The organism is Chryseobacterium sp. L12 (genome assembly GCF_056133985.1).
Genome location: NZ_JBVYOF010000026.1, coordinates 1 through 14,819, shown reverse-complemented (window position 1 = coordinate 14,819; position 14,819 = coordinate 1). Strand labels below are relative to the sequence as shown.

General features: G+C 33.9%; 14 protein-coding genes and 1 pseudogene. 4 read left to right on the top strand and 11 right to left on the bottom strand.

Annotation, left to right across the window (positions count from 1 at the left end; translation table 11 throughout):
• Positions 1–2: 2 nt before the first annotated feature.
• From AC0NBN_RS13860 to AC0NBN_RS13825, 8 genes are all read right to left on the bottom strand, one after another.
• Positions 3–824 carry a class I SAM-dependent methyltransferase gene (locus tag AC0NBN_RS13860; protein ID WP_160813240.1) on the bottom strand — a complete coding sequence of 274 codons (822 nt, stop codon included), beginning with the start codon at positions 822–824 and terminating at the stop codon, positions 3–5.
• A gap of 92 nt (positions 825–916) precedes the next feature.
• The gene (gene mnmG / locus AC0NBN_RS13855; protein WP_160813241.1) at positions 917–2,779 is read right to left on the bottom strand and encodes a tRNA uridine-5-carboxymethylaminomethyl(34) synthesis enzyme MnmG; all 1,863 of its coding nucleotides are present in this window, start codon (positions 2,777–2,779) and stop codon (positions 917–919) included.
• 196 nt (positions 2,780–2,975) lie between these two features.
• Positions 2,976–3,386 carry an rRNA maturation RNase YbeY gene (ybeY, locus tag AC0NBN_RS13850; RefSeq protein WP_160813242.1) on the bottom strand — a complete coding sequence of 137 codons (411 nt, stop codon included), beginning with the start codon at positions 3,384–3,386 and terminating at the stop codon, positions 2,976–2,978.
• Between the two features lie 3 nt (positions 3,387–3,389).
• Positions 3,390–5,546, bottom strand: a complete 2,157-nt coding sequence (locus AC0NBN_RS13845) for a patatin-like phospholipase family protein (RefSeq protein ID WP_160813243.1) — start codon at positions 5,544–5,546, stop codon at positions 3,390–3,392.
• A 5-nt stretch (positions 5,547–5,551) separates the two neighbouring features.
• Complete coding sequence (locus AC0NBN_RS13840; RefSeq protein ID WP_160813244.1) at positions 5,552–7,996, bottom strand: bifunctional UDP-N-acetylmuramoyl-tripeptide:D-alanyl-D-alanine ligase/alanine racemase; 2,445 nt, start codon at positions 7,994–7,996, stop codon at positions 5,552–5,554.
• On the bottom strand, positions 7,997–8,299 hold the full coding sequence (locus AC0NBN_RS13835) for a type II toxin-antitoxin system RelE/ParE family toxin (RefSeq protein WP_160813245.1): 303 nt from the start codon (positions 8,297–8,299) through the stop codon (positions 7,997–7,999).
• On the bottom strand, positions 8,280–8,600 hold the full coding sequence (locus tag AC0NBN_RS13830) for a MerR family transcriptional regulator (RefSeq protein WP_160813246.1): 321 nt from the start codon (positions 8,598–8,600) through the stop codon (positions 8,280–8,282). The genes AC0NBN_RS13835 and AC0NBN_RS13830 overlap by 20 nt, the downstream gene beginning before the upstream one ends.
• Positions 8,601–8,659: 59 nt before the next feature.
• On the bottom strand, positions 8,660–9,244 hold the full coding sequence (locus AC0NBN_RS13825; RefSeq protein WP_143883025.1) for a thymidine kinase: 585 nt from the start codon (positions 9,242–9,244) through the stop codon (positions 8,660–8,662).
• A gap of 59 nt (positions 9,245–9,303) precedes the next feature.
• Between AC0NBN_RS13825 and AC0NBN_RS13820 the strand changes: the two genes are divergently transcribed.
• From AC0NBN_RS13820 to fabG, 4 genes are all read left to right on the top strand, one after another.
• On the top strand, positions 9,304–10,689 hold the full coding sequence (locus tag AC0NBN_RS13820; RefSeq protein WP_160813247.1) for a ring-infected erythrocyte surface antigen domain-containing protein: 1,386 nt from the start codon (positions 9,304–9,306) through the stop codon (positions 10,687–10,689).
• Positions 10,690–10,696: 7 nt separating this feature from the next.
• Positions 10,697–11,263: a hypothetical protein gene (locus AC0NBN_RS13815; RefSeq protein WP_143883023.1), complete on the top strand. Its 567-nt coding sequence runs from the start codon at positions 10,697–10,699 to the stop codon at positions 11,261–11,263.
• On the top strand, positions 11,263–11,940 hold the full coding sequence (gene rsmI / locus AC0NBN_RS13810; protein ID WP_160813248.1) for a 16S rRNA (cytidine(1402)-2'-O)-methyltransferase: 678 nt from the start codon (positions 11,263–11,265) through the stop codon (positions 11,938–11,940). The genes AC0NBN_RS13815 and rsmI overlap by 1 nt, the downstream gene beginning before the upstream one ends.
• 109 nt (positions 11,941–12,049) lie before the next feature.
• Entirely contained in the window at positions 12,050–12,793 is a 744-nt protein-coding gene (fabG, locus tag AC0NBN_RS13805; protein WP_160813249.1) for a 3-oxoacyl-[acyl-carrier-protein] reductase, read from the top strand.
• 94 nt (positions 12,794–12,887) lie between these two features.
• Here fabG and AC0NBN_RS13800 read toward each other — a convergent pair whose 3' ends face one another.
• From AC0NBN_RS13800 to AC0NBN_RS13790, 3 genes and pseudogenes are all read right to left on the bottom strand, one after another.
• Positions 12,888–13,427, bottom strand: coding sequence for a hypothetical protein (locus AC0NBN_RS13800; RefSeq protein WP_160813250.1), 540 nt, complete (start codon positions 13,425–13,427; stop codon positions 12,888–12,890).
• 65 nt (positions 13,428–13,492) lie between these two features.
• A complete protein-coding gene (locus tag AC0NBN_RS13795; RefSeq protein ID WP_474468638.1) occupies positions 13,493–14,203 on the bottom strand; it encodes a hypothetical protein in 711 nt (236 codons plus the stop codon).
• A gap of 18 nt (positions 14,204–14,221) precedes the next feature.
• A pseudogene (locus AC0NBN_RS13790) lies at positions 14,222–14,650 on the bottom strand (DUF6923 family protein); the annotation flags it as partial.
• Between the last annotated feature and the right edge of the window lie 169 nt (positions 14,651–14,819).

Below are 14,819 nucleotides of genomic sequence, written 5' to 3'. Positions count from 1 at the left end.
TTCTACTTTTTTTCGATAATGTATATCAAACTTGAAAATTCGTTAGAAAAAAGTGCTTTTACGTTAGAAATTGTTCCATGAATGATTGCTTTAAGCCAAAAAAGCGGAGATTTTTTATATTTTTCGCTCAACATGGAAATGTAAAACGAATCCAAGACTAAAGGTTTTATTTTTCTCATTTTCCAATTTGGCTTTTTTGAAATCAATGTTTCCATACCTTTTTTTGAAAAATGATAAACGTGTCTCGGAACATCATAAGCTGCCCAATATTCTTTATAATGCTTGGCATCGTAAGAAGTGGGGTTGGGAACGGCAATGATCAGAAGACCTTTTTCTTTTAATTTTTTATTAAAAACTTCAAGTATTTCGTCCTGATTTTCTATGTGTTCAAAAACGTGCCATAATGTAATTGCATCTAAACTGTTATCCTCTATAGATTGAATATCATCTAAAATAACTGCTTTTGAAATTTTATTTTGAGCTGCATTTCTTGCATAAGCATTCGGTTCAAAACCAAATGTATTAAAATCATTTTCTATATATTTTACAAATTCGCCTGCTCCGCAACCATAATCTAACACTCTTGATCCTTTATGTACTCTATCTAAAAGGATTGTTTTTTTATACTTTAAATTAAAAGACTGCAAAAATTTATATAGTTTTTCCTTAATACTTCCGGAATCCTGATGATGCGATATATAGTCTTCACTCTCATAATATTTTGAAAGATCAGATGGAATAGGGGAGGTTTTATACACTCCTTTTGTAGAAGTCTCTACAACTTCAAATTCTTCCTGAGTGAGAAAGTGGTCTTTTATTTTCATAAATTTTAAAACATTCAAGCTTGAAAATTAGACTTATTTAAACCTAATATTTCAGCTTTATTTATAAGATGTTTCACGTGAAACATTTATGATTATTTAGCTAAATAAACAAGCAATACGTTGATGTCTGCAGGAGATACACCACTTATTCTACCTGCCTGTGCAACAGTTTTTGGTTTAAGTTTATTCATTTTTTGTTTGGCTTCAGAAGATAAACTGGAAATTTGCAGGTAATCAAAATCTTCAGGGATTTTTACATTTTCCAGACGATTCAGCTTGGCTACATTTTCTTTTTCTTTTTCAATATACCCTTTGTATTTAATGTTCACTTCAGCCTGTTCTCTTACTTCATCATTATATTGAGAAGAAACTTCTTTAATGAAATCAAGTTCTTCAAGTTTATTTAAATTCATGTGAGGTCTGGTTAAAATCTGGGCAGCTCTGTAAGCCTGATCTACCGGACTGCTTTCAATACTTTCTAAAATCGGATTGATCATGCCTGGTTTTAAAGAAGTTTCTCGAAGAAAGTTTTCAAGTTCCTCACTTTTAGACACTTTTTCATATACTCTTTCCAATCTTTCCTGTGAAGCTAATCCTAAGTCAAATGCCTTTTGAGTTAAGCGGATATCTGCATTATCCTGTCTTAAAAGTAGCCTGTATTCTGCTCTGGAAGTAAACATTCTGTAAGGCTCTTCTGTTCCTTTTGTAATGAGATCATCTATCAAAACGCCAATATAAGCTTCATCACGGTTTAAAATAAATTCTTCTTTTTCTTTTACCTTATTATGAGCATTGATTCCGGCAATTAAACCTTGTCCAGCAGCTTCCTCATAGCCTGTTGTACCATTAATCTGACCTGCGAAATATAAATTTTCAACCAATTTAGTTTCTAAAGTATGTTTTAGCTGAGTAGGAGGAAAGTAGTCATATTCAATAGCATAGCCAGGACGGAATACCTTTACATTTTCAAATCCAGGAATATGTTTCATTGCCTTGATCTGAACATCTTCAGGTAGTGAAGAGCTGAAGCCGTTTACGTATATTTCTACTGTTTTCCAGCCTTCTGGTTCTACAAACAACTGATGTCTGTTTCGTTCTGCAAAACGGTTAATTTTATCTTCGATTGAGGGACAGTATCTTGGTCCTAAACTTTGAATAGTTCCATTGAACATAGGACTTCTGTCAAAACCTTCACGTAAAATATCATGTACTGTTTCGTTGGTATAAACAATATGACAGCTTAATTGCTTTGTTAATTTAGGAGTATTAAGATAGCTGAATTTTTGTGGGTTTTCATCTCCTTTTTGTTCTTCCATTTTAGAGTAATCAAGACTTCTTCCATCGACTCTTGGTGGAGTACCGGTCTTCATTCTTCCTGCTTCAAATCCTAAAGACACGAGCTGTTCTGTAATTCCAAAAGCTCTCGGTTCCCCCATTCTTCCGCCTCCTAACTGCTTGTCACCAACGTGGATTAGTCCGTTAAGGAAAGTTCCGTTTGTTAATACTACTGACTGACCTTTAATTTCAATTCCTAACGAAGTAACAACACCTGTAACTTTATTGTTTTCAATAATCAGCTGTTTTACCATATCCTGAAAGAAATCAAGATTTGGTGTATTTTCTAAAGCTAAACGCCATTCTTCTGCAAAAAGCATTCTGTCATTTTGCGTTCTCGGAGACCACATTGCAGGACCTTTTGAAAGGTTAAGCATTTTGAATTGAATAGCAGATTTATCAGCTATAATCCCTGAATAGCCACCCATAGCATCAATCTCGCGCACAATTTGTCCCTTCGCAATTCCACCCATTGCAGGGTTGCAGCTCATTTGTCCGATAGTCTGCATATTCATCGTAATAAGCAGGGTTTTCGATCCTAAATTTGCTGCTGCTGCTGCTGCTTCACATCCTGCGTGACCAGCTCCTACGACAATTAAGTCATATATTTCTGAAATCATTTTATATTGCTTATTTAAAGCTTATTTTTTATTTTCTGTCCTTAATGTTTCACGTGAAACATTCTTAATTAGAAGGCTTAAAAAGCCTTTAAAATGGCTGTTTTAGCCCCGATCGAAGCAATTGTCTGAGCTCATTTTTCTTGAAAAGAAAAATAGCGAGTGCGGAGAGCGGGATCTAGCTCCTAATAAAAAGATCTTATTTTGAATATTTATTCAAATAAAAATCTTCTTTGTTTCGCATTTCTTTTTCTTCTTCCTCAGACTTGTCTTTATAACCGCAGAGATGCAGAATCCCGTGAGCTAAAACTCTTCTCAATTCGTCTTCATAATTTTTCAAAAGGGTAGAAGCGTTATCCGAAATGCGCTGCAAAGATACAAAAATCTCACCGCTTATGGTTTTGCCTTTTACGTAATCGAATGTGATAATGTCGGTATAGTAATCATGCTGAAGATAATCCTGATTTACTTTAAGAATATATTCGTCATCACAAAATATGTAGTTGATCTTGCCAATCTTTTTTTGTTCTGAAATAATTATGTCCTGAAGCCAAATTTTATAATTGTGGTCTACAGTTTCTGTAATGTTTTCGTAAAAATATTGTATCATGCTTTAAAACCAGTGTCCTAAAATCACACTGAATATTCCTTTTTGGTTAGTTTTGAGTGAATGACTGAAATTTATTTTTATCTGTCCGAAAGGGGATTTGTATCCTGCGGAAATACCGGCAGAACTGTAATTGAGTTTTACAGCATCTTCAAAACTGATGTCATCAGATAAATTTGCAAAAGAGAAATTACCTGTTAAAAAATAATTTTTGTTGAATTTAAATTGAAGATCATTGGATATTAAGACAGTATTATTTGAATTTAACTGAGCAAAATAAAAGCCGGAGAAAGATTTGAAGTTAATCATGTTCTGTTCAAAAATTCCTCCCAATCTGTATTTATAAAATTGAGGAGTATTTTCTCCTATGGTAATCCCTCCATACAGATTAAGCTTATAAGCAAATTGTCTTGAAAGGGGAATGTTAATTTTTATATCAGCTTTCACCTGGACAATTCTTTTTTCGACTTCAGATTTGAGTAAATCTATCACTTTACCTTCAGCATTGATGTAAATTCCCTGTGTTGCAAAATCTCTGTCATTCTGCGTATCACTTTTTAGAAATACATAGGGATTTAAAAATCTGTTGTATCTTTTGTTTATTCCATTTGATTCTGCTTCAAAATAATCGTAGCTTAAACCTCCTCCAATGGCAAATTTATCTCTCCAAACAGATTGTATATACGCTTCATTTCTGAGCCATTCCCATCGTTCTATATTATAATTATTCATGTCTTTTATATCGAAACTCATTCCTGAAGAATAAATTCCAAATCCGGGAATATATCCGTTGTCTATAAAGTAGTTTAAATAATATCTTGGCTTATCTCCTACGACAACATCTACAGATAAATTGGAGTTTTTGAATAAAAGCCTCTTTGCTGAATAATTCATCAGCAATCCTGTTTTAAAAATTTCATCATAATGCAAACCGACTTTTAAGAAATGTCTTGTTTCATCTTCATTTACGTAAAGCTTAAGATAATTGGAGCTGTTACCCGAGATAATATCATAGTTGATAAAGCGATAATTATTGGTTGCAATAAGTTTATCTATCCCCCGATTGATACTTCCGTAGGTTTGCATTGATGGAAGCCGTAGTCCCATTTTCCCCAAGACATAGTTTTTTCCGTATATTTTCCCGCCATCTATCTGTATGCTGTCTATCTTATAGACATTAGAAAATATTGGATTTACAGGCTGTCTGAGACGGTCAAAATTTCTTTTTGGAAGCTGATCCAGAATTTCAGCATATTTAAGTCCTTCTACAAAACCGCTGTCTAGAATTTTTTTCTTATCATCATAGCTTGTAGCAGTCATTCCTGTAAGATTTGGCTTAATATTAATATCTGTAAACCTGTACTGTCTTCTTGTATCTTTTTTTATTCCAAAATCTATAATCTGGTTCAGAATAGAGATAATGTTGTTTAAATCTTCTCTTTTGGATAAATCCTGATTAAGATCTACACCGATAACAATATCAATTCCCTTGTCTTTTAAAGGTTTTGACGGATAATTAACGGTCATTGCTCCGTCAATATAAATGCTGTCACCAATTTTTACGGGATCCATCAAAGAAGGAAATGCTGAGCTTGCCATGATAGACTGTACTAAATCACCTTTTTCAAATATTTCCATATTACCACTTTCCAGATTGGTCGCCACGCACATAAAAGGAATAGGAAGCTTAGAAAAATCATCAATATTAGAGACATTTTTAAATAGTTCTTTCAAAAGATAAACATTTTTTTGTCCGGAACTGATGGAAGAAGGTAATGTAATTTTGCCGTTCTGAAGTGGAATGGTAAGCAGATACTTATCAACAGATTTATTAAAAAAGGTACTTTCCTTTCTTGATTTCGGATCTCTGATGAGAGAGTAAAAATCGGTATCCATGACAATTTTTTCGATATCTTTACCAGTATATCCTGCTGCATATAATCCACCAACGATAGCTCCCATACTTGTTCCGGAAATGTAATCGACTTTTACGCCTAAAGAATCTAAAACTTTGAGAACTCCGATATGAGAAAAGCCTTTAGCTCCGCCACCAGCTAAAGAAAGTCCTATTTTGGGATTTTTCGGAATCACAAGATTTTTCTTAACCTGAGCGTTAATGAAAACTATCTGTAATATGAAAAGTAAAATCAGAAACTTTCTCATAGGCTTTAATCTTTTACATAAATTCTTTTCACTCGTGGCGAAATGGATGTTAAAACTTCGTAAGTTATTGTATTGCAATATGATGCAAATTCTTTTAAACTTGGCTTTGCATTGAAAATAGTAACCTTATCTCCTTCTTTTACATGGGGAATGTGATCTATATTGATCATCATCATATCCATGCAAATACTTCCTACAATAGGAGCTAAGGTTTTGCTGATGCCCACATTTCCTATCTGATTCCCAATCAATCTTGGTATTCCGTCTGCATAGCCTACAGGTATTGTAGCAATTTTAGTCGGATGTTGTGCTTTAAATCTCCTGCTGTAACCTACTGATTCTCCATTTTCTACTACAGAAATCTGGGAAATGACCGTTTTGAAGCTTACAACAGACCGTAATTGTTTTTGTATTTCAGAATTTGAAGATTCACCAAGCATTCCGATACCAATTCTTACCATATCATATTGATGATCGGTATAATTTGTAATTCCTGATGAATTGAGTATATGTCTGATAGGAGTATATCCCAATTTTTCTATCAAATAAGCTGAATTTTTTTCAAAAGTTTTTAGCTGATTGAGAGTAAATTCTCTTTCGTCAGGTATATCTGAAGACGAAAGATGGCTGAAAATACTTTGAACTTTCAGGTTTTTATTAACTAAAGCATTACTGAGTTCATCCAACTCATGATCTTTGAAACCAAGACGGTGCATTCCGGTTTCCAGTTTAATGTGAATTGGATATTTTTTATCATGTCCTGATTTCTGTACAGCCTCATAAAACAATTCTAAAACTCTGAAACTGTAGATTTCAGGTTCAAGATTATACTCAATCACCGCTTCATAGCTGTGCTGTTCAGGATTCATCACAATAATAGGTACTGTTATCCCTTTTTTTCGGAGTTCTACTCCTTCATCTACAAAAGCAACTCCGAGATAATCAATATGATGATGCTGTAAGAATTCTGAAATCTCATAACTTCCCAATCCATACGCATTTGCTTTCACCATTGTCATCATTTTTGTGGATGGTTTCAGTAAAGATTTATGGTAATTAATATTGTGAAGAATAGCATTCAGATTAATTTCCAGAACTGTATCATGCTTTCTGAGCTCAAGAATATCTTTAAGTTTTTCAATTTCAAATTTTCTTGCTCCTTTCAATAAAATGATCTGATTTTCTATCTCATTAAGATATTTACTATCAATGAGTTCATTCGTATCAATAAAAGTAAAAGTTTTATATTTGAAAAGTGCTGAAAATTTTGTTATTTCTGTACCGATCAGAAAAACAGATTCAAATTTTTGTTCATTCACAAGATCTGAAACTTCCTCATAAAGTGCCTTTGAGTTGGCATTTACACCAATAATATCCGTTAAAACCAAAGATTTTTTTGGCTTGTTATATTCATTCAGAAACTGAAGAGCCGTTTTCAGTGAGTCAAGATCAAGATTGAAAGAATCATTGATGATTATATTATCTTTAATTCCCTCAATGGCTTCAAGTCTCATTTCAACAGCTTTCAACGCATTGATTTTTTCGATGATCTTTTGAGTTTCTACTCCTAGCTCCTTTAATACTGTTATCAAAGCCAGAGCATTGCTTAAAGTGGCTTCATCTCTTTGGTGTACCGGAAATGATATTTCTTCATCCAAATACTGTACAACAACATCTTCATTTTTAGAAGTATTGTTTTTGTAGTATACCTGATTGTGATCTTTAAAACCGTATGAAATTAATTTTTTACTTGAATAAAGTTCTTTTATCTTTTTGTCAACCAATCGGTTATTGCCATTATAAATAATAACTTCTGAATTTCTGAAAAGTTTGATTTTTTCGTCAATCAATTCTTCTTCAGATTTGAAATTCGCAAGATGAGCAGTTCCGATATGGGTTAACAAACCAATTTTAGGAGGAAAAATATTTTCCTGTTTTTCCATTTCGTCAGGTTCCGAAATGCCAACTTCAAAGATTCCGAGCTTATGAGAATCATTGATCTGGAGAAGAGAAAGCGGAAGACCAATCTGAGAATTAAAACTTTTTGGGCTTTTTACCGTAGGAAATTCATTCCAGAGACATTGATACAGCCATTCTTTTAAAATGGTTTTCCCGTTGCTCCCTGTAATTCCTACAGATTTTATGTGAGAATTTTCAAAATGAAATTTTGCCAATTTCCGAAGAAATTCCACAGAATTTTTAACAATAATCCATGTGATATTTTCAAACTGAGGATAATGATGTTCGGAAATGATGACTTTTATTCCACGGTCGACCGCAGATTCAATGAATTTTTCTCCTGAATTTTTTAGAGTATTGATCGCTATAAACGCTGTATTTTTAGTAGAATAAATCGTTCTGCTGTCGAAAGCAATATTTTTGATTAATTCTTTATCACCAATGATTTTTGCACTGGTGATCTTTGCGATATCTTCTACTGTATAATTCATTTATAAATCGTCTATTATAAATTTTTTGTCATCATCCTGAAAATTATTGTATAAACGTAATATTTTCAGGTATTTTGGCTCTAGTTTGTAAATCAGAGTTGTTTGTTCTGTAATTAATAGCTTATTATAATCAGGAAATTTTCCCAGTTTTTGGAATGTCACTTTTCTATTGAGAATTATGGTTATCTTATGATTAAGAGTATTTATAAAGTTCTGATATTCTCTGAAAGTAAATCGGTTTCCGATATAATCTTCTATCTGCTCAAGATCTTGTAAAGCAAATTTAGACCACCTTATTTCCATACTTTTTCAGAAAACGTTCTTCAGAAATTTTCATTACTTCGTCATGAGAATGGTAAATTCCACTTTCAAAATCTTTTTCAGCTTCTTCCAAAGAATGTAAAAAAGACTTTTCCGGTTCAATAATCTCGGCAATTTTTAATAATTCTTCGGGAAGAAATTTTTTTTCCTTCATTTTTCTAAAAAAAGTAGGCTCAGAAATACCGCTTTTCTCAATGATATATTTCATCTTAAACGGAGAGTTCTTCAGAATTTCATCAATAGAATTACTGATTTTGATATAGTTTTTGATTTCCAATATCATTTTATGATAGTTTTTACTATTAATATTTAAACAAAAATAATAATTAATTTGATATTAAATTATTTTTTATTTAAAACTTCGTCTACGAAAACTCTTCTGCTGACTGCGTCGTAAGCTTCTGTCTCTCCGAGTTCTACAAGATCTTTCCCTGCAGAAGTTCTCATAGAATAGTTGGCAAGATTTCCGGTTCTCCTGCAGATAGCATGTACTTTTGTAACGTATTCTGCGGTTGCCATAAGATTCGGCATTGGTCCGAAAGGTCTTCCCAGAAAATCCATATCCAGACCGGCAATGACAACTCTTACACCGCTGTTTGCAAGCTGATTGGCTACATCTACAATACTTTCATCAAAAAACTGAGCTTCATCTATTCCCACTACCGCACAATTGGAAGCCAAAAGAAGAATTTCGTTGGGATTTTCCACCGGTGTACTCCGTATTTTAGTCTGATTATGTGAAATTACATCATCTTCGGAATACCGTACATCAATTTTAGGTTTAAAAATCTCCACATTCTGCCCCGCCATTTCGGCTCTTCTCAGTCTTCGGATCAACTCTTCGGTTTTTCCGGAAAACATTGAGCCACAAATTACTTCCATCCAACCGCTCTGTTTGGAATGATTAATTGTATTTTCTAAAAACATTTGTTAAATTAGCCGTAATATTTTATCATCAAAAGTAAGCAAATTTAATAAGATCTACGATGCAGAACATTCAAGATTTAAAGGATAAGATTTTTTCCGAATCCCGGAATATCATTCATATTCTAAGCGGCATAAATAATGTCGAAGAGCTGATTTCAAAGCACAGTCTTGCTGATGATCTCGCAGAGAAGATCACTTTTTTGAAGCTGTTGAACAAAAATCTGAGAAATTTTGAGAATCTGCCGTATTCTGAAAAGGCAGAATATAGTAGTCCTAACGAATATCTTGAAGAAGAAGCTATTTTTAATAATGAGCTGAACGAAATTGGAAGCAACTATCCGTCAGAATCTGAAGACAGCTTTGAAGTAAAAGAAGAGGAAGCTATTTTTAACCAGAAAATCAATGAGATTATCGAGAGTGATCTGCATGAGGAGCTGGTTAATTTTGTTGAAGAACACAAACCCGAAGCAGCTGTAGACTTTGTTTCTGATGAAATATCAGATCATCTTGAGGAGGAAGCTGTGTTTAATAACGAGCTGAATGAAATTGACGAGGAATATCCGGAAAATAAAGATCTTATCCTGAGTTTTGTAGACGAAGAAAGAATTCTGGAAAATGCTGAACCCGAAGATGATTTCGTAGAAGAAGACGAAGCTTTTTATGGTGATAAGACCGAAGAAAACGCTTCTACGGAACAATTGAGCGGAGCTGATATTCAGGAACAAAGCCAGCCGGAAATTTCAGAAAAAATTGCCGATATTTTTGATGCTGATCATTACCAAGAAGATGATATTCTGATTGAAGAAACAGAAACTCAAGATGTTTCAGATGCTGTAAAACTGAATCAGGAAGAAATAATTACTGAAAATTCTAATGTAGAAACTGTTTTAGACGAAATAAAGAAAGATTCTCATTATGATGAAGATACGTCGGATGAATCTGATAGAAGCAAAATCTTGGATATTGAAAAGCCAGCTTATGAAACAGTAAGAGATACACCGCTTTCGGATCAGAGCTTTGAAAATATTGAAGCTTATAAAAACGAAAAGAAAATTAAACTTGCAAATATAAGAGGGCTGAAATCTATTCAGACTTTGTTTGATGATTATCCTCTAGACAGAGAAAAAGAAGAAAAATCTGAAGATCAGATTGTAAAAGAAGATCCGGGAAGTTTGATAAAAAGCAATATTCCGACTGATTTTATGGAGGCTGCAAAACCAAGACCTGAGTTCAGATTGGATCTGAATGACAGACTTGCTTTTACAAAAGTGCTTTTCGGAGGCAGCCAGACAGATTTAAATAATGCTATTTCTGAGCTTAACAGATGTAAAAATCTTGAAGAAGCGAAAGAGTATCTCAGTGATCTCTATTACGATAAAAAATGGGATAAGGTAGATGAATATGCACAGAGACTTTGGCTGTTGGTAGAAAATAAATTTATGTAAAATCTACATGGATCGAAATATCAATGTTTTAGGAAATCAAATATCAATTAGCAAGCTTCTGACTTCAATAATTTTAATTTTGGTTCTTTCTATTTATAGTTTTATTGAAAAACCATTTGTAAAAGATAAATATTTGGATAGTGATATTAAATATTTTGAAAATAATTATTTCTGGAAAATTTATCTGGCAATTAGTATTTTTATACTCTTATTTGGTTTTTTTAAAATTGAAAAAAGTAAAGAGCAAATGGGAATGTTAATATTGGGTTGGTTTTTATTTGTTATTCTTTTTTATACATTTTTCAGAGGTTTCATAACAACAAATGTTATGTTTTTAAATCAAATGAAGTCTCTTAATAAGGAAAATGTTGTTTATCAGCTGTTTAATTATGATAAAATAGTCTCATTACATAACACGAATAGTCAGGAATTTATTATCCAGAATAATTTTATAGAGAAAATAGATAAAAAAAGAAAATTGAACCAGCAAAAAATTTTAATTCAGATAAAGCATGGAGACACTGTAAATGTTCTTTATGACAAAGGTTTGTTTGGATTCAAATACTTAAATTAATGAGCGGAATCCTATACTTTGTACCTACTCCAGTAGGAAATCTGGATGATATGACTTTCAGGGCAATAAAAATCCTTAAAGAAGTAGATTATATTCTTTGTGAAGATACCCGAACTTCTGGAATTCTCCTGAAACACTTTGAAATAGCTAAACCTCTGAAATCCTATCATTTACATAATGAACATCAAGCTACAGAAAAAGTAATTACTGATCTTAAGAACGGACAAAACATTGCGATTATTACTGATGCAGGGACACCGGGAATTTCAGATCCTGGTTATTTATTAGCAAAAGCAGGTTCGGATCATAATATTGAGATGATCTGCCTTCCCGGAGCAACAGCTTTAATTCCTGCTTTGGTAGTTTCCGGTCTGCCTAATAATGAATTTCTTTTTGCAGGTTTCCTACCACAGAAAAAAGGACGGCAAACCAAGCTGAAACAATTAGCAGAAGAGAAAAAAACGATTGTTTTGTACGAAAGTCCCCATAAGATTAATACGACCCTAGAGCAGATTAAAGAATTTTTCGGAGCTGAAACCAAAGCCAGCTTAAGCCGGGAAATTTCGAAAAAATTTGAAGAAACTAAGCGTGGTACAATTGATGAATTGATTGAATTTTCAAAAAGTAAAACTCTGAAAGGGGAAATTGTTCTGATTGTGAATAATTCGCTGAAATAAAGAAAGAAATTGTGCTTTGCATATATTGCAGACAGCAAATTATAATATCTTTGCAGACTAATAATTTACACCAAACAAATTATTTAAGTTTAAAATAAATAATCATTATATGAAACTATTGGAAGGAAAAGTAGCGCTAATTACCGGAGCTACAAGAGGAATCGGAAAAGGAATTGCAGAAATTTTTGCTCAACAGGGAGCGAAAGTAGCATTTACTTACGCTGGCTCTGTAGAAAAAGCTAAAGAATTAGAAACTGCTTTAAGTTCTGTAACTCAAATTAAAGGTTATCAGTCTGATGCTTCAGATTTTGATGCGGCTCAGAAATTGGTTGATGAGGTAATGACTGAATTTGGAAAAATTGATATTTTGGTGAATAACGCCGGAATTACAAAAGATAATCTTCTGATGAGAATGTCAAAAGATGATTGGGATACAATTATCAAAGTAAATCTGGATTCTGTATTCAACCTTACCAAAGCGGTAATCAAGCCAATGATGAAGGCAAAATCTGGTTCTATCATCAATATGACTTCTGTAGTGGGAGTAAAAGGAAATGCAGGACAGGCAAACTATGCCGCTTCTAAGGCAGGTGTTATTGGATTTACCAAATCTATTGCGCTTGAATTAGGATCCAGAAACATTCGTTGTAATGCTATTGCTCCGGGATTTATTGAAACTGAAATGACGGCAGCTTTAGACGAAAAAACAGTTCAGGGATGGAGAGACGGAATTCCTTTGAAAAGAGGAGGTCAGCCTGAAGATGTAGCTAATGCATGTGTTTTTTTAGGAAGCGAAATGTCTTCTTATATTTCCGGACAGGTTCTGAACGTGGACGGTGGAATGCTGACTTAAAAGTAAATCTAAATTAATTATAAAAACCCTTTCATAGCTGCTATGAAAGGGTTTTTGTTACTCGGAATTGGAATAATTTAAGTATACAATAATTCTATTTCCAAAAACTCCAGACAGTTCCGTTGAAAACAGCAAGCTGCTTCGTTGAAGTATCGTAAGCCATCATTCCCGGAGCCGGGTTTTTGATATTAAGATGAGGACTTGCCATTTTAGGAAGCACCATGGCTTTATCCGTATCTGTAAGGACTAAAATACCCGGCGTATTATCTGTAGCTGCGTTCGATCCTATCACAGTTTTCGCTGTGTTTTGATCTGTGAGACTATTCTGGAGTGATGTATTTGCTGTTCCGTTTGTATCAATACTCAGATCTTTCCAGGAAGCGGCGAGTTTCACTTTTATTTTATAATCTGTGGTGTCGAAAATTATCGTTCCCGGAACTGCTGAAGTTACTCCCGCAGCAGAGGTTACCCAAGGTAAAATAATTCCTTTATTGCCCGTTCCAAATTCTAATGAAATATTAGGATTTGGAGTCATATTGTCAGACAATGTGCTTATTGCAGATTTACCGATTGCTATTTGGGAAAATGCCAAATGAGCAATAAATATAGTTGATATAATAATTATTTTTTTCATTATAAAATTTTTAAAATTAAACTTTAGCAAAGCTTAAACATGCTATAGTTATGAATTATAATTTTTTAAGGACATGTTTGAGTATTTAAACATTTCCAGCCTCCAGATGTACCTGTTGTATTGATTTTCAAACAGTCTGCCTCTATATCAAACACGATCATTCCTTCTACAGGATTCGGGATTGCATTTACGGCTGCTGTTGTTGCAATTCTGTTGATCACAAATCCTTTTGTTTTTGCTTCTAAAGCCGTCCATCCGCTCTGTCTTACCATTGGCCAATTGCTGTTGTCATTGCCGGCTCTTGAAAGCGCTGTAATACCGTGTTGTGTAGGGTAAGTATTGCTATCTGTAACTGCAGGTCGGTAACAAACACCATTTGTGTCTGTATCTGTAGCCGTATTGTCTGCAAGATTAGAATCTGTAGAATTTGCAGGAGGAGTTACTGTAACGGTGTTTACCAGATTACCCGTAAAGGAAAGAGGCACATTGATATTTACGGTATAGGTAATTGTACCATTTACCGGAACTGAAACCAAATCGTTGATTGCTCCCACCTGTGTTCCTACAACATTTGTCGTGCTTCCTGATGATGCAACAGCCGTATAGGAAACGTTTGAGGCAGGAATTCCTGCAGGAACGGGATCACTTACCGTTGCGTTGAGTACACCAAACGGCCCTGAATTGCTTACAACAAGGGTATAGGTATTTGTAGTTCCCGGAATATATTCGGTTTTTCCGTCTGTTTTAGTTACAGATAAATTTGAACCGAAGCTGATTGGAGCTGTTACACAATGTGCACCATCATTTCCGTTACTTGCAGGAGAATTAGAAATCAATACTCTCTGTCCGGTGGTAAGATTAAACTGATAAAAGCCTCCTGCATTATCAGCTCCGTACATCTCACCTGTGCTGGAAGCAAACATAGCCCCAAAATTTACTGCTCCCGGAGTAATGCCTATTCCAACTACTGCTCCTGTAGATGGATTTACGGATACAAGCTGCCCGTTGGTAGAGTTTACCCCATACAATAAACCATTTGTAATATTAAAAGCCATATCGGGTAAATTTACACTTGTATTTAATGTTATTAATGTAGCAGTTAAAGTGGAAAGGTTGATTCTGTAAATCTGATTATTATTGGTATTTACTTTTACATAATAATTTCCAAGATTATCAATTTCTCCGGAATTAAATGTTACTCCTGTAGGTAAACCGCTTACTGCTCCTAAATTACCCCAACTTCCTCAATCTAAAACAAAGAGTATTTTAGTATTCTAATATCCAACTGCTTAGCAGTAGAAAAACATAAGCGATGACTTTCTATCTATCCTTTACCAATCAAGCGCTGCCGCCTTCGTTCGCAAATGTGTTTTTAACGCTACTTTTTGACAA